We start from the raw sequence: 19,377 nt of genomic DNA on the forward strand, positions 1-19,377 counted from the left end.
GGACGAAGGCCCTCGAAACGGAAGCAAGGTGACGTACAGGTGAGTTATGTCGGCTCGTATCTCTGGGCCCTGCGGCAGCAGGTGGGCAGCCGGCCGCTGCTGGTCCCGGGCGCGCAGGTCCTGCTGCTGGACGGGGCCGGCCGGGGGCTGTTCCAGCGGCGCGCCGACAACGGCGTGTGGGAGCTGCCGGCCGGAGCGTGCGAGGAGGGCAGCGACTTCACGGGGACGGCCGTGCGGGAGCTGGCGGAGGAGACCGGTCTGCGGGTGGCGCCGGCCGATCTGGAAGCCTTCGGCTCGCTGTCCGACCCCGAGGTGCACACCCTGACCTACCCCAACGGGGACGTCACGCACTGCTTCGCGCTGTGTTTCTGGGCCCGCCGCTGGTCCGGGGAGCTGTCCCCGGACCGGGACGAGGTGACCGCTGCGCAGTTCCGGGCGCTCGCGGATCCGCCGCGACCGCTGCATCCGCCCACCGCCGTGGTCCTGGAGATGTTCCGGGAGTTCGGCTCGACCGGAAAGTTCCAGGCCCGATGACGATGACGCGAGCGGTTCGAGGGGTTCCGGCGGGGGGTGCGGCGGTGCCGTGCCGGGCGTGCCTGTCCGGGGAGGATCTGGACTGGCTGGGCGGCCGGTCGGTCAGTCTGGCGCTGGATCTGACCACGTCGGTGACGGTACGGGCGCCCGGTGCCCGGCCGCCGGGCGGGGCCGGTTCCGGTGGCGGGGCGGGGAGCTGGGCGGCGGAGGTGTGGGCGTTCCTGCGCCACCGGCTGCCGCTGCCGGGAGCGGGTGCCCGCCCGCCGGCCGTGACGGTGCGCAGCGACGCACCGGCGGCGAGCGGGCTGTCGTCGTCGACGGCGCTGATCGTGGCGCTGTTCCGGGCGTTCGCCGAGGTGGCGGCGCCGGGTGCGCCGCTGTCCGCGCGGACGCTGGCCCAGTGGGCGTACGAGTTCGAGTTCGGGTACTTCAACGGCGGCGGGATGGATCATCTCGCGGTGATCGCGGGTGGTCTGCTGCTGCTCGACGGGCGGCCGAGCGGCCTGCCGGAGATCGTGGGCCGGGTGGACTTCCCGGACGACTGGGCGGTGGTGGTGCTCGACTCGGCCACCAGGAAGGACACCAGCGACCACATCCGTTCGGTGCGCGCGCAGCTGGCGGCCGGGGATGCCCGGCTCGCGGCGTACCGGAAGCGTTGCGACGCGGCGTCCGCCGCCGTCTGGGAGGCGGTGCGCCGCCGTGATCCGGCCGCTCTGGGCGGTGCGATGGGCGAGGCGCACGCCGCGATGCGCGACCTCCAGGGCATGTCCACGCCGCTGTTGGAGGAGCTGCGGGAGGTGGCGCTGCGCGCTGCCGGCCTGCCGCTGAAGCTGAGCGGGGCGGGTGGGGGCGGGTCGCTGGTGGGGATCTGCCCGGCCGCCGAGGCGGAGGAGGTGGCCGCCCGGCTGCGGCGGGTGCTCGGGGCGGCGCATCCGCGGGCGCGGGTGATCGTGACCCGGGCGGCGGCGGGCCTGGCGCCGGAGCTGGCGGCGGCGCCGGCCCCGTAGGCACGGCCGGTGGGGCGCCGGCTCCGTAGGGCGGGGCCGGTTCCCCGGGCTGTCCGGCGCGCGGGGAACCGGGGGGGCCGGCGGTCCCGCCCGGCGGGCCGCCGGTTCCGGGGGGGGACCGGCCCGTCAACTGCCCGGGGCAGAAGGCCAGGTGAGCGGTCCCCCAGGTGAACGGTCCGCCAGATGAGCGGGTCCGCTGGCTGAACGGATCCGCTAGATGAACGGGTCCTCCTCGCTCCCGGCCTCCGGTACCCCCAGGGTCCCCGCCACCGTTCCGGACCTGATCTTGTCGAGTTCGAGGTTGGAGCGGTGGCGCGCGCAGTGGAAGCGGCAGTCGCGGCTCGGGTCGACGATGCCGCGGTCGGAGGTGCGCCAGATGTCCGCCAGGCTCTCGGTCACCGCGTCGCCGATGCGGGCCCCGGCGTTGCCCCGGTGGTACGAGCAGACGTAGACGCCCGACGGCGTCACCAGGGTGCGCAGTTCGGCGACCGGGCAGCGGTGGTAGTCCTTCTCCTGGACGGGGCCCACCCGGTTCCGCAGGGACGTCAGGGTCGAGGAGTTGACGATCTCGAAGCCGTCGCCCGTCCACTGCCGCGCCGTGGCGAGCTGCTCCTCGACGGAGGCGAGGATGCCGTCCGGCACCTGGATGACGTGGTGCCCGTCGTCGAACATCGCCTTGGTCTCGAAGTAGTCGCACCCGATGTCGTGGGCGAGTTCGGCGGCCCGTAAGACCTCGTGGTGGTTGCTGACGACGGTGCCGCCCGGCTCCTGGCGGGTCATGACGAGGAACGAGTAGCCGAGCGCGCCCGCTTTGGCCTCGGCGAGCAGCCGCATGTTGCCGATGACCTTGTCGAAGACGCTGCGGCCCTTGCGGTCGGGCCGGAAGAGCCGGTAGGTGTCGCTGGTGCCGGCGTCGACGGAGACCCGTACCCATGAGGCGTAGGCGGCCAGTTCGGCGAGGTTCTGCCGGATCAGGGTGCCGTTGGTGACCACGCCGATGGCGATGCCGGCCTCGCCGAGGACCCGCAGCACCGTGCGGGTGCCGCGGTGGGCGAGCGGTTCGCCGCCCCCTATGAGGACCACCGCCCTGACCTTCATCTCCACCAGTTCCCCGGCCAGTTCGGCGAGCCGTTCGGGGGTGAAGCGCCCCTGGTTGAGCAGCTTTCCGCTGATGCATTCCGGGCAGGCCAGATCGCAGAAGGTCGTCGGGTCCAGGTCCACGACCAGGGGGCCGCTGGAGGGTCCTCCGGAGGCGGCTTCGAGGATCCGCGGCCAGCCGGTCGGCTGGTAGAGCTTGGACACGAGGTCGAGACGGTCGAACGTCACGTGTTCTCCTGCAAGGTCGGGTAGGTGCGGAGGGTCCGTCCACCGGGGCAGCGGTGCACCGGTGAGCGCGTACGGTGAGAGTCCGGGTCATCCCTTGACCGCGCCGGTCGCCAGGCCCGCGGAGATCCGGCGCTGGACGAGCGCGAAGAAGACCGCCACCGGGAGCGCGGTGAGCGTGGCGCCGGCCATCAGCCCGCCGTAGTCGGTGCCGAAGCCGGTCTGGAAGGACACCAGCCAGACGCTGAGGGGCTGCTTGTCGTTGCTGGACAGCAGGACATAGGCGAGCACGTACTCGTTCCACGCCTGGACCAGGGCGTAGAGGGAGGTGGCCACCAGCCCCGGTGCGAGCAGCGGCAGGACGACCCGGCGGAAGGCGCCCAGCCGGGTGCAGCCGTCGGTCATCGCGGCCTCCTCCAGTTCGACGGGAACGGCGGCGACGAAGCCGCGCAGCAGCCAGACCGTGAAGGGGAGCATGAAGGCGAGATAGGTGAGGACCACCCCGGGCAGGCTGTCGGTCAGTCCGGCGTCGCTGAGCAGCAGATACAGCGGAATGATCAGTCCGGCCGACGGAATCATCTGGACTCCCAGGATCACCACGACCAGGGCTTTGCGCCCGGCGAACGCAAAGCGGGCGAGGGCGAACGCGGCGAGCGTGCCGATCAGCAGGGAGACGGCGACGGTCCCGGCACCTATGAGGACGCTGGCCCGCACATTGGCCCAGAACGTGGGGGTGGCGAGGGCCCGGCGGAAGTGTTCCAGGGTCAGCCGGTCCGGCCAGAACCGCGGCGGACTGGCGTGGATCTCGTCGGCCGGCCGGAATGCGGTCAGCAGCATCCAGTAGATCGGGAATGCCATCAGCGCGCTGAAGAGCAGGCCCAGTGCGTTCAGTGCGGGTCGCCGTTTTCCGCGGTGCCGGGATTTCGGGCGTTCCCGGTTCCGCGAAACGCCCCGATTCCCGGTGCCGGGTGCTGTGTTCACTCGGTCTCCCCCAGGTGGACGAGCTGGCGGACGTAGACGACTGCGCCGCCCAGCAGCATGAGGACGGTGATGACGGCGATGGCCGCGCCCGCGCTGTAGCGGTTGACGGCGAAGGACTCGGTGAACGAATAGACCCCGAGCAGGTAGTAGTCCTTCTCGGGCTGGCCGCCGCGCATCAGCCAGATCTGGTTGAACACCCCGAAATCCCAGATCGCGCAGAGCGAGGTGACCAGAACCGCCGACGGTTTGACCGCGGGGAAGGTGACGTGCCGGAACAGCCGGAATCCGCGGGCGCCGTCGACGCGGGCCGCCTCCTCCCATTCCGCGGGGATCTGCAGGAGCGCGGCGTGCAGGGTGACGGCGGCGAACGGCACGGTGCCCCAGACGACGACACCGGTGATCACCGCGAATCCCTGCCAGGGGTTCTCGAACCAGTTGTGCTTGCCGAAGTCCAGTCCGGGCAGCAGTCCCAGCAGCCAGTTGACGACGCCGTCGTCGGCGTCCGACAGCCAGCGGAAGATGGACGCCGCGACCATGACGGGCATGGCCCACACGGCGACCAGCACCCCGGTCATGACCGTCCGCACCCAGCGCGCCACCCGCCGCATCAGCAGCGCCACCAGCATCGACAGCATCATCGTCGCTGTCACGCAGACCACCGTGAACAGCACGGTGCGCCCGAGGACCGTCCAGAAGAACCCGTCGGTCAGGATCGACCGGTAGTGCGCCAGTCCGGCCCAGGGCGGCGCGGTGCCGGAGAAGAGCTCGCGGCGGGTCATGTCCTGGAAGGACAGCAGCACCAGGTCGGCGAGCGGGTAGCCGAGGACGGCGGCGAGGGCGAGCACGGTCGGCGCGATCAGCAGGTAGGGCAGCACCCGCCGCCGGGCGGTGCGCCGCGCGCGCGGCTGCGGCTCCGCGGTCCCCACGGCCGTCAGTTCTCGTTGATCACGGCGTCGATCCGGCGGTCCGCGGCCTGCGCCGCGGCCGCCACCGACCGCTTCCCGGTCGCGATGTCCTGGAGCATCTCCTGGAGGACCTGGGACTTCTCCACCGCTCCCCACCCCGGCGCCAGGGGGGTCATCCAGCCGCGTCCGGCGGCCCGCGCGGCCGGGCCGCCGATGCCGCCGGCGGCCACCTCCCGCAGCTGGGCGGTGTTGTTGGGCAGGGCGTCGGCGGCGATCAGCCGGCGCTGCGAGGTGCGGTCGGTGAACAGCCGGATCCAGTCCTGGGCGAGGTCCCGGTGTGCCGACTTGGCGGGGACGGCGAGGGTGGAGCCGCCCAGGAACGGCGGCAGCAGCCCGCCCGAGGGGCCGGGGAAGGCGAACGTGGCGAACTTTCCGCGCAGTTGCGGGCTGCCGCCCGACCTGCTGTCCGTCGCGGCCCTGGCTTCCCAGGTGGTGCCGTAGAACATGCCGACGCGGCCCTGACCGACCACCGCCGGCTCGTCGCCGTTGTCCTTGGACCGGTCGCCCACGTAGTACGCGTCGAGCAGGTCCTTCCAGGCGGCCAGGCCCCTGACGGACGCCGCGGAGGACAGCGACCCCTGCCAGCGGCCGTCCCTGCGCACGGCTATCTCACCGCCCGCGTCCTTGACGAACGCCATCGCCGCGTACCAGTAGCGGCCCGGCATGTAGAACGCGGAGAAATTCCGGTCGGCGGCGCCGAACTTCCGCTTCAGCCTGTCGAGATCCGCCCGCAATTCCGGGTAGCTGCGCGGCGCGTGGTCCACGCCGACCTGATGGAGGAGATCGGTGCGGTAGATACCGATGCGGGGGCCCGCGTAATACGGCACGCAGTACGTCTTCCCGGCGTTGCGGCAGGCGTTGCGGAGCGCACCGAGCCATTCCCCGGAATGGTCGAACCGCGCCGGATCGACCGGCGCGAACGCCCCGTTGACGACGTAATTGGTGGTCTCGCTGTTTCCCATCTCGACCACGTCGGGGACCTGCCGCCCGGCCAGTGCCGCGTCGAGTTTCTGGTTCTTGCTGGTCCACTGCTGGTACTGCACGGTGACGTGGGCGGTGGGATGTGTCCGGCGGAACCGGTCGTCGACTTCCGAGACCAGATCCGGCCAGCTCTCCTGGGCGTCGACGGTCAGCCACACCGTCAGCTCCCCCGAGCGGCCCGCCGCGACCGGCCCGCCGCAGCCGGCCGCCGACCCCAGCACCGCGAGAGCCCCCAGGGCCGCCGCTGAACGGGAGACACGTCCCACCATGATCTCCTCCGTCGGGGTCGTCGGAACCGGCGTGCTATCTACCCCACGTATCCCGCCCGTCACCCCCGGGAGTCTTTCCGGCCAGAAATTCCACCGCCCCCCAATGGCCTGCCGGGGAAAGCGGGAACGCCGGTAAGGCAGGCCGGGCCGCATTCCGATCCGGGGTTCACCACCGCAAACCCATCGGTGAATTGACGCAAAAACTCCGGTACTCCGGAGATCCGCTCTTGACGCTGCCGCCCCCGCTGCCTCACTTTTGCTCGGGTGTCTCCCACGTCCCCTATCGAAGGGTTTGCACGTGACTGAGTACGGCACGACGGCCGCAGATCCGGCCACCCGGCCCCTGAAGGTCAACTCCTGGAACGGCTGGGACCCCCTGCGGCATGTCGTCGTCGGACGCGCCGACAACACGGTCGTACAGGCCCCCGAACCGGCCGTCCGGCGGGACTTCCCCGACGACGGATTCCCGCTGGGCACCTACGGCCCGATGCCGGCCGACATGACCGCCGAGGCCAACGAACAGCTGGACAACTTCGCCGAGTTGCTGCGCCGCCGGGGCATCCGCGTCGACCGCCCCACCCCCGTCGACTTCAGTCAGCAGGTCAGCACGCCCGACTGGACGCAGGAGTCGATGTCCGGCTGCATGCCGCCGCGCGATCTGCTGCTGACCGTCGGCAACGAGATCCTCGAAGCGACCATGTCATACCGCAGCCGCTGGTTCGAGTACCTCTGCTACCGGCCCCTCCTGCAGCGCCTCTTCGACGCCGACGAGAACATGCGCTGGGAGGCGGCGCCCAAGCCGCGGCTGACCGATGCCTCCTACAGGCCCGGGTTCTGGGACACCTACCACACCCTCGGCACCGAGGAGCAGTTGGCCCGGGTGCGGGACTACGACCTGGTGCTGACCGAGGCCGAGCCGCTGTTCGACGCGGCCGACATCGCGCGCTTCGGCAAGGACCTGTTCGTCCAGCTGTCGTTCGTCACCAACCGCAGCGGATACCGCTGGCTCAAGAGCCACTTCCCCGACTTCCGGGTGCACGCGGTGACCTCCACCAACACCCACCCGCTGCACATCGACGCCACCTGGGTGCCGCTCCGCCCCGGCCTGGTGCTGCACTGCGGTGAGCGGCTGGCGGACGCCGAGCTGATGGAGTTCTTCCGCCGCAACGACTGGGAGGTCATCGAGGCGGTGCAGCCGGCCAGTTGGGAGCACCAGCCGAGGCTGTCGTACTGCAGCCCGTGGCTCGCCGGCAACATGCTCAACCTCGACCCGAACACCCTGTGCATCGAGGAGAAGGAAGTGCCGCTGGCCGACCAGCTCTCCTCGTACGGCTTCGAGATCGTGCCGGTGCCGTTCCGCGCGGTCGGCCCGTTCGGCGGCGGGCTGCACTGCGCGACCTTCGACATCGAACGGGACGGGACGCTGGAGGACTACTTCCCGCACCGCCACGGACGGTACTGACGCCGGTGCCGGACGACCGCGGGGACACCGCCCGAAGCGGCATCCGGGCCGTGATCCTCGACTTCTACGGCACCCTGGTGCGGCTGGTCGAACCGCTGCCGCCCAGCCACCGGTCGCTGTTCGCACGCCGGGGCCTGACCGAGGCCGCCGGCAGATGGGGCGACCAGTGGGCGGTCGGGCCCCGGGACGGCGAGGAGCACACCGCCCACTCCGTCAGCGAACAGGCGTACCGCGCCTGGGAGGTGGACCGGCTGCGGCGCCGGGCGCGGGACTGCGGCGTCCCGGAGCCGGTGGCCGGCGAACTCGCCGTGGAGCTCGACCGGGCGATGAAGGACCTCCGGCTGGCGCTCTTCGACGACGTCGTGGACGCGCTGACGGAGCTGCGCGCCCGGGGCGTGCGCGTGGCGGTCTGCTCCAACTGGTACTGGGACCTGGACCGCGCCATCGAGGACGTCGGCCTGTCCGGGCTGGTGGACACCGCGGTCACCTCGGCCCGCGTCGGCGCCCGCAAACCGCATCCGCTGATCTACCGGGCGGTGCTGGAGAGGTGCCACGTGCCCGCCGGGCAGGCGCTGTTCGTCGGGGACATGTGGGAGCCGGACGTCGTGGGCCCGCTGGCCTGCGGGATGCGGGCCGCGCATCTGTGGCGGGCCAACCGGGCCGACCGGGTCGTCGAGGGGGTGGCCCCGCCGCTGCCGGACGGGGCCGTGCGGATCTCGTCGCTGGCCGCGCTCAGCGGTCTGCTGTAGCCGGGCCGGCCAGCCGGTCCAGTACGTTCCGGGTCACCCGGACGACCCCGGGGTCCAGTTCCCGGCCGCAGACCACCGACCAGTCGGTGGTCCCGGCCGTGAACACCGTGCCCCCGGCGGTGTAGAGCCCCATCGTGGCGGCGCGCGGGGAGGTGATCGCCGCCTCGCGCTCCGGGCAGTTCCAGTGCCCCCATTTCAGGTGGTGAAAGTCGTCGTGCACCGGATCCAGGAGATAGATCCCCAGGATGAGGAAGGACTCCGGAGTGCCGTCCGCCCCGGTGGCGCGGGCCACCCCGTCCGCGTCCGTCGCGAAGGCCGCGCCGTCGCACTCGTAGCCGATCAGCGCGGTCCCGGCGCCCAGGGCATCCTGGGTGCCGCCGTCCGTGCCGTCCCGCAGGCCGGTGCCCGCGTAGACCCAGTGGTCGGCGTGCTGGACCCGGTACCCCCCGCGGGGCCGGTCGCCGGGCCAGTCCCCCGGCCACATCCCGCCGTTGCGGAAGCTGACGCCGGTGAGCGCGTTCTCCGGCTCCCCGACCCCGTCCGGCGGCGCCGGCCACCACAGGTCGGTGGCCGGGAGATGCGGGTACTCGGCGCCCACCTGGTGGTCGGTGTCCGAGACGAACGCGCTGTTGCCGTCCACCGGATGCACCCGCCACCAGCAGGTGTTGGCGCTGAGGAACGCCACGTTGCCGCCCCCGCGCACGAACTCCGCGACCTGGGCGCGCATCGCCGCGCTCCAGTACTCGTCATGCCCGACGCTCAGCAGCAGCCGGTACGGGGTGAGCAGCCCCGGGTCCTCATGGAGGTCGAGGTCGGTGCAGTACTCGACCTCGTAACCGCTGCGTTCCAGCCAGGCGATGAACGGCGCGTCCCAGTAGGCGAGGTCGTCGACGCCGCCGGGCCGGTGCAGGCTGAGCTGATGGCCGCGGGGCCGGTCGGCGCCGCCCTCCTCGTAGACCGGGTGGTCGTAGAGGCTGGCGGCCCGCTGGACGTCCGCGCGGTCCGCGCGGTTGTAGGCGTGCCGGGTGTAGGTCGACTTCTTGTAGAGGATGCGGGCCCCGCCCGCCCCGGGATGCCGCGGCCGGACCACGAAGAACTCCCGGCCGAAACCGGCGATCTCCGTGTCGTCCAGCAGCGGAACGTCCCGGGCCCGTCTCCCCTCCCCCTCCCCCTCCCCCTCCCCTCTCACCTCCTCCTCGACGAAGTGGGCGAGATAGATCCCCGGCGGCCAGTCGCCGGGAATGCGGTGGTCATACGGCGGCCAGTCCCAGTCCACGGCCGGCGAGGCATGCTCCGGGACGCCGTCCGGATGCGGCGGTGCGGCGACCCAGGCGCCCGGATACGGGCCGGTCTCCGCCATGAAGGCGAGTTCCCGTCCCAGCCGGTAGAAACGGACCCGGAATTCCCCGGCATCCGTCGACACATGAAATCTGAGACGCCGTCCGGCTATCACACTCTCACGATCCATATATCCCTCGATCACCCGCGCCATGCTAGGTGCGACACCGGTCCGCAACAACGAAATTTCCGGCCAACGGAGGCAGAAAATGGGCAGTGAATTCCGAGTGAGGGAACTGGTACTGGGTATTGAGGGGCTGGCCCTGCTACGGCACGCGATGGACGCCGACGAGGAATTCATCGCGGCGCGCCTGGCCGAGATCCGCAGCTACGCCGACGACAGCGCCGCCACCCTCCCCGACCGCAGCAAGCCGGTCAGCGAACTCGACGCCGCGAACGGCTACGCGTCCTGGTCCACCCGCTACGACTCGCTGCCGAGCGCCTATCTGGAGGTCGAGGAGCCGATCCTGCACGGCCTGCTGGACCGCGGCCCGGTCGGCGCCGCCCTGGACGCGGCCTGCGGCACCGGCCGCCAGACCGCCGCCCTGGCCGCCCGCGGCCACCGCACCATCGGCGTCGACCAGTCACCCGAAATGCTCGCGCACGCCCGCCGGAAAGTACCCGGCGCGGAATTCCGCGAGGGCCGTCTGGAAAAACTCCCGCTGGACGACGACAGCGTCGACCTCGCCGTCTGCTCCCTCGCCCTGACCCATATCCCGGACCTTTCCTCCGGTATCGGCGAACTGGCCCGGGTGGTCCGCCCCGGCGGCCGGGTCATCGTCTCCGACCTGCATCCGTTCGTCACCTCCCTCCAGGGCCAGTGCATTTTCGTCCACGACACCGAACGCCTGGCGTTCGTCCGCAACCACCGCCATCTCCACAGCAGTTATCTCTCCGCTTTCGCCGACGCCGGGCTGACCGTACGGGAATGCCACGAACCGGTCTTCAACGGGCGGCTGGCACCCGGCGGTTACGAGGAATCCATCGCCGACGCCGCCCGCGCCGCCTGGGAGGGAATCCCCCTGGTCGTCATCTGGGCCGCCGAAAAGCCCGAGACGAGCGCCGCATGACACCCGCCTTCGTGCACCACTCCGAACGCCCCGAACTCTGGGACCGCATCAGCGACGAATTCGCCGGTATCGTCCCGGAATACAACCTGCACGGCGATATCAACGCCGGCTTCTGGAACCGCCTCTTCAGCGACTTCGCCGACCACCAGTTCCTCCTCCACGACCCGGACACCGACACCGTCCTGGGCGCCGGCCGCACCCTGCCGCGCACCTGGGACGGCACCCCCGAGGGCCTCGGCACCGGCCTCGACGCCTCCATCGAGGCGGCGTTCCGCGACCACGACGCGGGGGCCGCGCCGGACGCCCTGTGCGCGCTGGGCATCGAGATCCCGCGCGCCCACCAGGGCAAGGGCCACTCCACCCGCCTCCTCGGGCACATGGCCGACATGGCCCGCGCCGCCGGCCTCTCCCACGTCATCGTCCCGGTCCGGCCCACCTGGAAGGACCGCTATCCCCTCGTCCCCATCGAGCGCTACGCGTCCTGGACCCGCCCCGACGGCTCCCCCTTCGACCCCTGGATCCGCACCCAGGTACGCCAGGGCGGCACCATCGCCGCCGCCGTGGCACAGTCCTCCCGCATCACCGGCACGGTCGCCGAATGGGAGACCTGGACCGGCATGGCCTTCCCCGACGACGGCCCCTACGTCTTCCCCGGCGGCCTGGCCACCCTGCACATCGACCACACCCGCGACCGGGGCGCGTACTGGGAACCCTGCGTCTGGATCACCCACGACGTCCGCAAGCCCGCCGCGCCCGCCCCTTAGCTCCGCTCCCCCAACAGCAGCCCGCCGTACCCCACCGCGCCCTCCGCGTACGCCGTCAGCAGTGCGGTGCGCTCCGGGGTGATCCCGGGGCGGCGCCCCCCGCCGGCCGGATCGCGGCCCGGGGCGGCGCATGCCGGCGCGCGGTGTCCTCCGCCTGCTGCCCCAGCAGCAGGCAGTGGATCCACAGCTCGTCCGCGGACCGGTGCCGCCATCACCTCGCCGTCCCCGCGCTCGGTGCGCTCCCGCGCGAACCCGCGGAACGCCTCGGACCGCTCCACCGGCAGGCAGATCGCCGGCTTCGGCGCGCACTCCTCCGGTACGGCCCGCACCCAGCCCGCCCCGGCGCACACCGGCCGGATCCCACCACCCGCGGACCGGGAGACCGCGCCGCCGAACCGGAAGCGGCACCACGACCACGGGAAGAGCCCCACGCAGCCGCATGAAGCCGCATGAAGCCGCATGGAAAAGGGCCCTCGCATGTCCGCGAGGGCCCTTCCTGCCGTGTTCTCACCGGGTCTGATCGTCTCTGCGCTACCAGGCTGCGGTGGGGCGGGTGGGACTCGAACCCACGGCCGACGGATTATGAGTCCGCTGCTCTAACCGGCTGAGCTACCGCCCCCTCACGGCGCGTCGCGCACATTTGTGCGCGCCGTCTGCCGCAGCATAGCCGCTCATACGATCTGCTGCCCGTGCGGGCTGCCGTCGGGCGACCTTGCCTGCCCAAAAGGACTTCGATCACCGGTCGTTCGGTTCCCGGGCACAAGAAAAAGGACCCCTTCCGGGATCCTCGTTCTTTCTGCTCCCCCGACTGGACTCGAACCAGTAACCCTCCGGTTAACAGCCGAATGCTCTGCCAATTGAGCTACAGGGGACCGAGCTCCCCCGACTGGACTCGAACCAGTAACCTGCCGGTTAACAGCCGGCTGCTCTGCCAATTGAGCTACAGGGGATTGCTCTGCGTGCCTCGAATGCATCGCTGTCCGGGCTTCCGGACGGCGGGCGCTCGCTGCGACACATACATTAGCGCAAGCAGGGGGGTGCTCCGCCAATCGGTATGGCCTCAGGTCGCCGCAGGTGATCTCCGGCGCCGGAGGGCAGGTGCGCAGCCCGGTGGTCCGCTGCCTCCCGGCACCGGACGCGGATCGAGCGGCATGGGAAAGGTGGAGCGATGCGCTACCGGCTCACGTTCATCGCGGGACTGGCGGTGGGATATGTGCTCGGCACCCGGGCCGGCCGGGAGCGGTACGAGCAGCTGCGGAAGGGCGCGCAGCGCATCGCGCGAAACCCCGCGGTCCGCAACACCGCCGAGTCCGCCGCGCTGACCGGGCGGCAGACCGCGACCAGGGTGTTCGGGACGGTTTCCGCGAAGGTCGAGGGGCGGTTGCCCGCGCCGGTCGCCGAGCGGGTGCGGTCGCTGCGCGAGCAGCGCGCGGCCGACGAGGACGACTGGGGCACCAGCAACACCTGAGGCTCCGCGCCCGCCCGGGCCCAGCCGGGCAAACCCTGACTCTCTCCCCATGCGATCCATGGGGCATCATCTGGGGCCATGGGGATAGTCGCCGGGTTGGACAGTTCGTCCGAGAGCACACGGATCGTGGTCTGCGATGCGGACACAGGTGCCGTCGTCAGGCAGGGGTACGCACCGCACCCCGTCGAGAAGGGGCCTGATGTCGATCCGCAGGCGTGGCTGATGTCACTCGGCGAGGCCGCGGGGAACGGGCTGCTGGAGGGCGTGCAGGCCATCGGGGTCTCGGCGCAGCAGCACGGGCTGGTGCCGCTGGACGCCGACGGGAACCTCGTCCGGCCGGCGCTGGTGGGCAACGACAAGCGGGCGCAGAGCGCGGCGGCGGATCTGGTGGATTCGCTGGGCGGCCGGTCCGCGTGGGCGCAGGCCGTCGGGTCGGTGCCGCAGGCGGCGCACCCGGTGACCAAGCTGCGCTGGCTGGCGCGTACCGAGCCGGCGAACGCGGCCCGGATCGCGGAGGTCATGCAGCCGCACGACTGGCTGGCCTGGCAGCTGCTGGGCCGGCCGGCGCGGCGGACGACGGACCGGGGCGGGGCCTCGGCGACCGGCTTCTGGTCGGCGGCGACCGGCACGTACCGGCCGGACCTGGTGGAGTTGGCGCTGGGGCATCAGGTGCGGCTCCCGGAGGTGCTGGGCCCGTCGGGCACGGCCGGTTTCACGCCGGAGGGGCTGCTGATCTCGGCCGGTACCGGCGAGACGATGGCCGCGGCCTTCGGGCTGGGGGTCGGCGCGGGCGACGCGGTGGTGTCGTTGGGGGCTTCGGGGTCGGTCTTCGGCATCCATCACGAGGCGCTGGTCGATCCGTCCGGGACGATCACCTCGTTCGCGGACGCGACCGGGCGGCATCTGCCGGTGGTGCACACCACCAACGCGGTGCGGGTGCTGCGCGGTGCGGCGGAGCTGCTCGGCACGGATCTGGCGGGGCTGTCCGACCTGGCGCTGAAGTCGTCGCCCGGCGCGTACGGCATGGTGCTGCTGCCTTATCTGGAGGGCGAGCGGACGCCTCATCTGCCGCACACCGCAGGGTCGTTGCACGGGATGCGCCGGGAGAGCATGAAACCGGAGCACCTGGCGCGGGCGGCCGTGGAGGGCATGCTGTGCGGGCTCGCGGACGCGCTGGACGTGCTGCGCGGGCGGGGCGTGGCGGTGCACCGGGTGTTCCTGCTGGGCGCGGCGGCCGAGCTGGGCGCGGTGCAGACGGCGGCGCCCGGGTTGTTCGGGGCGCAGGTCGTGGTGCCGCAGCCGGCCGACTACGCGGCGCTGGGTGCGGCCCGGCAGGCGGCCTGGGCGTGGAACACGGCGCACCGTACGGGCACCCCGGCCGCCGGTGGGGACGGCGGATCGGGGTACCCGGAGCCTCCGCAGTGGCCGGCGGCGGCGAGCCAGGTCTTCGAGCCGGGCGAGGAACTGCCGGTCTGGCAGGCGGTACGCCAGCAGTACGCGGCGGTGCGCGACGAGGCCCATCCGGGGGCGTTCCAGCGGGAGGGCTGACCGGACCGGCGCCGCCGCACGGGCGCTCCGCGGCTCAGTCGAGATAGCCGCGGAGCTGGTCGGCGAAGGCGTGGTCGCGGAGTTTGTTGAGGGTCTTGGACTCGATCTGCCGTATCCGCTCGCGGGTGACGCCGAAGATCCGGCCGATCTCCTCCAGGGTCCGGGGGCGGCCGTCGGCCAGGCCGTAGCGGAGCTGGACGACCTTGCGCTCGCGTTCGCCGAGGGTGGAGAGGACCGCGTCGAGGTGCTCGCGGAGCAGCAGGAACGCGGCGGACTCGACGGGCGAGGCGGCGTCGCCGTCCTCGATGAGGTCGCCGAGGGCGACGTCCTCCTCCTCGCCCACGGGGGCGTGCAGGGAGACCGGTTCCTGGGCGAGCCGCAGCACCTCGCTGACGCGTTCCTCGGTGAGGTCGAGGCTGGCGGCGACCTCCTCGGGGGTCGGTTCGCAGCCGTGCTCCTGGAGCATCCGGCGCTGGACCCGTACGACGCGGTTGATCAGCTCGACGACATGGACGGGGACGCGGATGGTGCGGGCCTGGTCGGCGAGGGCGCGGGACATGGCCTGGCGGATCCACCAGGTCGCGTAGGTGGAGAACTTGTAGCCGCGGGCGTAGTCGAACTTCTCGACGGCGCGGATCAGTCCGAGGTTTCCCTCCTGGACGAGGTCGAGCATGGTCAGCCCGCGGCCGACGTAGCGTTTGGCGACGGAGACCACGAGGCGGAGGTTGGCCTCGATGAGGCGGCGCTTGGCCATCCGGCCCAGGACCACCAACTTGTCGAGGTCGTAGGCGAGTTGGGAGTCCAGGTCGGGGGTGCCGGTGAGCTTCTCCTCGGCGAACAGGCCGGCCTCGACGCGGCGGGCGAGCTCGACCTCCTCGGCGGCGGTGAGCAGCGGGATCCGGCCGATCTCGCGGAGGTACTGGCGGAAGAGGTCGGAGGACGGGCTGACGGTCCCGGGGCGGGGCGGCGGTTCGGGGGTGATCTCCTCCAGGACCATCTCGGCGGCCGGGGGTTCGGGCTGCTGCGGGACCGTGACCTGCCCGGTCGGCAGATCGGCGGGGGCGGGGGTGGCCGGTGTGCCGGCGGCCGGTGCGTCGGGGAGGGTCTGGGTCTGCACGGGGGCGACCTCCAGGGTGATCGCGTCTGGGGCGGCAGAAAGCCCGGGAACGGTCGCGGCCGAGCCGCCGTCCGTCCCGTACGTCACGAACGGCTGCGCGGCGCACTCGCGGCCCGTACCGGGGTGCGTACGACCGGGTGTGCCGCGCTCCGAGGACTCAGGCACCGTTCCTCAGTGTGGAGTACGACACACTCCCGCCACGAGGGGCGTGCGGGCACTTTTTGAGTCCGGTCCGTGACCGGATGGCTACCGGGAGGTGCTGGGGGTGGCCGGGCGGCGGTGCTACAAGGCTCCGTAGCCGCGCTCGCGGAGGGCCTGGCCGTACTGCTGGAGGACCCACAGCTCGTTCTGGACGGCGGCCAGGTGCTCGGGGTCGGCGCGCGGGCCCAGGCGCTGGAGGGTGCCGCGGATCTCGGTGACCCGCTGGTTGACCGCGGCGAGGCGGACGGCGACCAACTGGACGCCGGCGTACGCCTCGTCGGGCTCGCGGCGGGTGTGCAGCGGCTCCACGGCCAGCTCGGTGACCATGGCGCGGACCGTGTCGTCGGGCGCCGCCTCGCGGACCCGGGGCACATAGCCGCTGTCGGCGGCGCCGGCCGCGGCTCCGCCGGCGTCCTCGATGCACTGGCGGACCACGGCGTACGGCGGCGCGGTGAACTCGTCGGTGCCGTATGCGTCGAAGGCCGGGGAGACCAGGTCGGGGCGCTGGAGGGCGAGCTTGAGCAGTTCCCGCTCGACGCGGTGGGCGGGGCTGCGGAGGTTGAGGGCGGGGCCGCCGGTGCCGGGCGCGGGGCGCTGCGGGGCGGGGGCCGGGGCCGTGCCGGGGCGCTGCGGGCGGCCCTGACCGGGGCCTCCGTCGCGCCCGCGCTCGCGGGCCCAGCGGGCGAGCTGGCCGACCCGGCGGACGACGAACTGGGTGTCCAGGATGCCGAGCATGCCGGCCAGCTGGACGGCGGATTCGTGCTGGATGGAGCTGTTCTTGATGTTGGCCACGATGGGGGCCGCCTCGTCCAGCGCGGCGGCCCGGCCCACGGTGGTGTCCAGGTTGTGCCGGGAGACGACGTGGCGCAGCGCGAACTCGAAGAGCGGGGTGCGGGACTCGACGAGGTCGGCGACCGCCTGGTCGCCCTTGGCGAGCCGCAGGTCGCAGGGGTCCATGCCGCCGGGGGTGATCGCGATGGAGGTCTCGGCGGCGAACTTCTGGTCGTCCTCGAAGGCGCGCAGGGCGGCCTTCTGGCCGGCGGCGTCGCCGTCGAAGGTGAAGACGACCTCGGAGCCGGAGTTGTCCATGAGCAGGCGGCGGAGGATCTTGATGTGGCCCTCGCCGAAGGCGGTGCCGCAGGTGGCGAGGGCGGTGGTGATGCCGGCCAGATGGCAGGCCATGACGTCGGTGTAGCCCTCGACGACCACCGCGCGGCTGGTCTTGGCGATCTCCTTCTTGGCGAGGTCGATGCCGTACAGGACCTGGGACTTGCGGTAGAGGGGGGTCTCGGGGGTGTTCAGGTACTTCGGGCCGTTGTCGTCCTCGCGGAGCTTGCGGGCGCCGAAGCCGACGACCTCGCCGGCGATGTCGCGGATGGGCCACATCAGACGGCCGCGGAAGCGGTCGATGGGGCCGCGGCGGCCCTCCTGGGAGATGCCGGAGAGGACCAGCTCCTGGTCGCTGAAGCCGCGCCCGCGCAGGAAGCGGGTGAGGTGGTCCCAGCCTGCGGGGCTGTAGCCGACGCCGAAGTGCTGGGCGGCGGCCTGGTCGAAGCCGCGCTCGGCGAGGAACTTCCGGGCGATCTCGGCCTCGGGGGAGTCCAGCTGCTCCACGTAGAACTGGGCGGCGGCCTTGTGGGCCTCCACGAGGCGGGTGCGCTCGCCCTGCTGGCGGCCGGGGGTGTAGCCGCCCTCCTCGTACCGGAGGGTGATGCCGGCCTGGGAGGCGAGGCGCTCGATGGTCTCGGCGAAGGAGAGGTGGTCGATCTTCATGACGAAGTCGACGGTGTCGCCGCCCTCCTGGCAGCCGAAGCAGTGGTAGAGCCCCTTGGCCGGGCTCACGTGGAACGACGGGGACTTCTCGTCGTGGAAGGGGCACAGGCCCTTGAGATTGCCGCCGCCGGCGTTGCGGAGCTGGAGGTACTCGGACACGACGGCGTCGATCGGGACCGCGTCCCGTACCGCCTTCACATCGTCATCGTTGATCCTGCCTGCCACGCGTGAATTCTACGGTGGAGGTCGGACAACGCCGGGCGGGCCGGGTGGGGGGCCGGGGCGCCCCGACGCCGGGGGCGCCGGGGCGCGGGGGCACGGGGGGCGGGAGCCCGGCGCGGGTGTGGGGAGCGTCACGCCCGCCGGCCGCCGGGCGGCGTCCCGGGCGGCGTCCCGGACGTCGTCGGGGGGACGGCCGGGGCGCCGGTGCCGCGTCCGCCGGGACGGGCGCCGCCGGCGGGCCCGCGGGGCGCAGGGGCCCCGTGGGCCCACGGGGCGTCCCGGCGCGCTACGGGAGGAGCGATTCCAGGGGAACGGACGGGTCCTGCAGCTTGTCGGGGTCCAACTCGGCGCCGGAGCGGATCAGTTGCTGGACGGTGCCGGTGACGTCCCACACGTTGACGTTCATGCCGGCCAGCAGGCGTCCCTCGCTGAGCCAGAAGGCGATGAACTCCCGCTTGCCGACGTCGCCGCGGCACAGGACCTGGTCGTACGAGCCGGGCGGGGCGTAGCCGGAGTACTCCATGCCGACGTCGTACTGGTCGGAGAAGAAGTACGGGATGCGGTCGTAGCTGACGTCCTGGCCGAGCATGGCGCGGGCCGCGGCGGGGCCGCCGTTGAGGGCGTTGGCCCAGTGCTCGACGCGCAGCCGGGTGTCGAGCAGCGGGTGGTCGGCGGCGGCGACGTCGCCGGCGGCGTAGATGTACGGGTCGGAGGTGCGCAGCGCGGCGTCGACGGCGATGCCGCCGCCGTCGGCGCGGTCGACGACGTCGAGGCCGGCCTGTTCGGCGAGGGCGGTGCGCGGGGCGGCGCCGATGGCGGCGAGCACGTCGTGGGCGGGGTGCTCCTCGCCGTCGTCGGTGCGGACGGCGAGCACCATGCCGTCGTGGCCGACGATTTCGGTGAGGCGGGCGCCGAAGTGGAAGCGGACGCCGTGGTCGCGGTGCAGGTCGGCGAAGAGCGCGCCGAGTTCGGGCCCGAGGATGCCGTGCAGCGGGGTCGGATGGGGCGCGACGATGGTGACCTCGGCGCCGTAGGAGCGGGCGGCGGCGGCGACTTCGAGGCCGATCCAGCCGGCGCCGGCGATGACCAGGTGGCCGTTGTCGCGGCCCAGGGAGGCCAGCACGCCGCGCAGCCGTTCGGCGTGCGCGAGGCGCCGCAGGTGGTGCACGCCGGCGAGTCCGGTGCCGGGGATGGCGAGGCGGCGCGGTTCGGCGCCGGTGGCCAGCAGCAGTTTGTCGTAGGCGATGAAGGTGCCGTCGCCCAGGCGTACGGTCTTGGCCGCGGGGTCCAAGTGGACGGCGGGCTGGCCCAGGTGGAGTTCGATGTCGGCTTGTGCGTAGAAGGCGGGTTCATGGATGAACACGCTGTCCCGCTCGTCCTTGCCGAGCAGGTACCCCTTGGAGAGCGGGGGCCGCTCGTAGGGGTGGTCGCGCTCGTCGCAGATGAGGATCACCCGGCCGGTGAACCCCTCTGCGCGGAGAGTCTCCGCGGCCTTCGCTCCGGCCAGGCCACCCCCGACGATGACGAACGTCTGGTGTGCGTCGACCACTTGCTTCCTCCTCGTTGCGGTGCCGTACGTCCGCGTCCGCGTCCGTAAACGCCCCC

17 protein-coding genes and 3 tRNA genes are annotated in these 19,377 nt (G+C 72.3%); 8 read left to right on the forward strand and 12 right to left on the reverse strand.

Annotated elements, in window-relative coordinates; genetic code table 11:
- The first annotated feature begins 39 nt into the window (after positions 1 to 39).
- Together ACO1BR_RS08565 and ACO1BR_RS08570 are read left to right on the forward strand one after the other, a co-directional pair.
- Positions 40 to 534, forward strand: a complete 495-nt coding sequence (locus ACO1BR_RS08565; RefSeq protein ID WP_426794421.1) for an NUDIX domain-containing protein — start codon at positions 40 to 42, stop codon at positions 532 to 534.
- A gap of 44 nt (positions 535 to 578) precedes the next feature.
- Positions 579 to 1,541 (forward strand): mevalonate kinase family protein, encoded by a 963-nt coding sequence (locus tag ACO1BR_RS08570; RefSeq protein ID WP_426794422.1) that lies wholly within the window; start codon positions 579 to 581, stop codon positions 1,539 to 1,541.
- 213 nt (positions 1,542 to 1,754) lie between these two features.
- Here the strand turns inward: ACO1BR_RS08570 and ACO1BR_RS08575 are convergent, their stop codons facing one another.
- The 4 genes from ACO1BR_RS08575 to ACO1BR_RS08590 form a co-directional block, all read right to left on the reverse strand.
- The gene (locus ACO1BR_RS08575) at positions 1,755 to 2,867 is read right to left on the reverse strand and encodes a radical SAM/SPASM domain-containing protein (protein ID WP_426794423.1); all 1,113 of its coding nucleotides are present in this window, start codon (positions 2,865 to 2,867) and stop codon (positions 1,755 to 1,757) included.
- A gap of 87 nt (positions 2,868 to 2,954) precedes the next feature.
- Complete coding sequence (locus ACO1BR_RS08580) at positions 2,955 to 3,722, reverse strand: carbohydrate ABC transporter permease (protein ID WP_426794424.1); 768 nt, start codon at positions 3,720 to 3,722, stop codon at positions 2,955 to 2,957.
- Positions 3,723 to 3,841: 119 nt separating this feature from the next.
- On the reverse strand, positions 3,842 to 4,771 hold the full coding sequence (locus ACO1BR_RS08585; protein WP_426794425.1) for a carbohydrate ABC transporter permease: 930 nt from the start codon (positions 4,769 to 4,771) through the stop codon (positions 3,842 to 3,844).
- A 5-nt stretch (positions 4,772 to 4,776) separates the two neighbouring features.
- Positions 4,777 to 6,060, reverse strand: coding sequence for an extracellular solute-binding protein (locus ACO1BR_RS08590; RefSeq protein WP_426794426.1), 1,284 nt, complete (start codon positions 6,058 to 6,060; stop codon positions 4,777 to 4,779).
- Positions 6,061 to 6,358: 298 nt separating this feature from the next.
- Here ACO1BR_RS08590 and ACO1BR_RS08595 point away from each other — a divergent pair, with 298 nt between their 5' ends.
- Both ACO1BR_RS08595 and ACO1BR_RS08600 read left to right on the forward strand, forming a co-directional pair.
- The gene (locus ACO1BR_RS08595; protein ID WP_426794427.1) at positions 6,359 to 7,522 is read left to right on the forward strand and encodes a serine/threonine protein kinase; all 1,164 of its coding nucleotides are present in this window, start codon (positions 6,359 to 6,361) and stop codon (positions 7,520 to 7,522) included.
- A gap of 5 nt (positions 7,523 to 7,527) precedes the next feature.
- Positions 7,528 to 8,271, forward strand: coding sequence for an HAD family hydrolase (locus ACO1BR_RS08600; RefSeq protein WP_426794428.1), 744 nt, complete (start codon positions 7,528 to 7,530; stop codon positions 8,269 to 8,271).
- Here the strand turns inward: ACO1BR_RS08600 and ACO1BR_RS08605 are convergent.
- The gene (locus ACO1BR_RS08605) at positions 8,255 to 9,694 is read right to left on the reverse strand and encodes a N,N-dimethylformamidase beta subunit family domain-containing protein (RefSeq protein WP_426794429.1); all 1,440 of its coding nucleotides are present in this window, start codon (positions 9,692 to 9,694) and stop codon (positions 8,255 to 8,257) included. The two genes, ACO1BR_RS08600 and ACO1BR_RS08605, sit on opposite strands and share 17 nt — an antisense overlap.
- Before the next feature lie 124 nt (positions 9,695 to 9,818).
- Between ACO1BR_RS08605 and ACO1BR_RS08610 the strand changes: the two genes are divergently transcribed.
- Both ACO1BR_RS08610 and ACO1BR_RS08615 read left to right on the forward strand, forming a co-directional pair.
- Positions 9,819 to 10,679 carry a class I SAM-dependent methyltransferase gene (locus tag ACO1BR_RS08610; protein ID WP_426794430.1) on the forward strand — a complete coding sequence of 287 codons (861 nt, stop codon included), beginning with the start codon at positions 9,819 to 9,821 and terminating at the stop codon, positions 10,677 to 10,679.
- Positions 10,676 to 11,443 carry a GNAT family N-acetyltransferase gene (locus ACO1BR_RS08615; protein ID WP_426794431.1) on the forward strand — a complete coding sequence of 256 codons (768 nt, stop codon included), beginning with the start codon at positions 10,676 to 10,678 and terminating at the stop codon, positions 11,441 to 11,443. The genes ACO1BR_RS08610 and ACO1BR_RS08615 overlap by 4 nt, the downstream gene beginning before the upstream one ends.
- Here the strand turns inward: ACO1BR_RS08615 and ACO1BR_RS08620 are convergent.
- The 4 genes from ACO1BR_RS08620 to ACO1BR_RS08635 form a co-directional block, all read right to left on the reverse strand.
- Positions 11,440 to 11,874, reverse strand: a complete 435-nt coding sequence (locus ACO1BR_RS08620) for a hypothetical protein (RefSeq protein ID WP_426794432.1) — start codon at positions 11,872 to 11,874, stop codon at positions 11,440 to 11,442. The genes ACO1BR_RS08615 and ACO1BR_RS08620 overlap by 4 nt on opposite strands.
- A gap of 114 nt (positions 11,875 to 11,988) precedes the next feature.
- Positions 11,989 to 12,062: transfer RNA gene (locus tag ACO1BR_RS08625), tRNA-Ile, on the reverse strand.
- Positions 12,063 to 12,242: 180 nt separating this feature from the next.
- Positions 12,243 to 12,315 (reverse strand) — tRNA-Asn (locus tag ACO1BR_RS08630).
- Positions 12,316 to 12,320: 5 nt separating this feature from the next.
- Positions 12,321 to 12,393: transfer RNA gene (locus ACO1BR_RS08635), tRNA-Asn, on the reverse strand.
- Positions 12,394 to 12,611: 218 nt separating this feature from the next.
- On the opposite strand from ACO1BR_RS08635, the gene ACO1BR_RS08640 reads away from it, so the two are divergent.
- Together ACO1BR_RS08640 and ACO1BR_RS08645 are read left to right on the forward strand one after the other, a co-directional pair.
- Positions 12,612 to 12,911 (forward strand): YtxH domain-containing protein, encoded by a 300-nt coding sequence (locus tag ACO1BR_RS08640; RefSeq protein WP_426794433.1) that lies wholly within the window; start codon positions 12,612 to 12,614, stop codon positions 12,909 to 12,911.
- Positions 12,912 to 12,989: 78 nt separating this feature from the next.
- Positions 12,990 to 14,459 (forward strand): FGGY family carbohydrate kinase, encoded by a 1,470-nt coding sequence (locus tag ACO1BR_RS08645; RefSeq protein WP_426794434.1) that lies wholly within the window; start codon positions 12,990 to 12,992, stop codon positions 14,457 to 14,459.
- Between the two features lie 34 nt (positions 14,460 to 14,493).
- Here the strand turns inward: ACO1BR_RS08645 and ACO1BR_RS08650 are convergent, their stop codons facing one another.
- The 3 genes from ACO1BR_RS08650 to ACO1BR_RS08660 form a co-directional block, all read right to left on the reverse strand.
- A complete protein-coding gene (locus tag ACO1BR_RS08650; RefSeq protein WP_426794435.1) occupies positions 14,494 to 15,741 on the reverse strand; it encodes a sigma-70 family RNA polymerase sigma factor in 1,248 nt (415 codons plus the stop codon).
- 117 nt (positions 15,742 to 15,858) lie between these two features.
- Positions 15,859 to 17,775, reverse strand: a complete 1,917-nt coding sequence (dnaG, locus tag ACO1BR_RS08655; RefSeq protein WP_426794436.1) for a DNA primase — start codon at positions 17,773 to 17,775, stop codon at positions 15,859 to 15,861.
- A gap of 283 nt (positions 17,776 to 18,058) precedes the next feature.
- On the reverse strand, positions 18,059 to 19,321 hold the full coding sequence (locus ACO1BR_RS08660) for an NAD(P)/FAD-dependent oxidoreductase (RefSeq protein WP_426794437.1): 1,263 nt from the start codon (positions 19,319 to 19,321) through the stop codon (positions 18,059 to 18,061).
- Positions 19,322 to 19,377 lie beyond the last annotated feature (56 nt).

Origin of the sequence: Streptomyces sp. YGL11-2 (assembly GCF_050054615.1) — a bacterium.
Lineage (GTDB): Bacteria > Actinomycetota > Actinomycetes > Streptomycetales > Streptomycetaceae > Streptomyces.

Bases quoted from the DNA above. Each gene is read 5' to 3' on its own strand.
- ACO1BR_RS08580 (WP_426794424.1), bottom strand. From the start codon at position 3,722: ATGGCATTCCCGATCTACTGGATGCTGCTGACCGCATTCCGGCCGGCC.
- ACO1BR_RS08590 (WP_426794426.1), bottom strand. From the start codon at position 6,060: ATGGTGGGACGTGTCTCCCGTTCAGCGGCGGCCCTGGGGGCTCTCGCG.
- ACO1BR_RS08610 (WP_426794430.1), top strand. From the start codon at position 9,819: ATGGGCAGTGAATTCCGAGTGAGGGAACTGGTACTGGGTATTGAGGGG.
- ACO1BR_RS08615 (WP_426794431.1), top strand. From the start codon at position 10,676: ATGACACCCGCCTTCGTGCACCACTCCGAACGCCCCGAACTCTGGGAC.
- ACO1BR_RS08640 (WP_426794433.1), top strand. From the start codon at position 12,612: ATGCGCTACCGGCTCACGTTCATCGCGGGACTGGCGGTGGGATATGTG.
- ACO1BR_RS08645 (WP_426794434.1), top strand. From the start codon at position 12,990: ATGGGGATAGTCGCCGGGTTGGACAGTTCGTCCGAGAGCACACGGATC.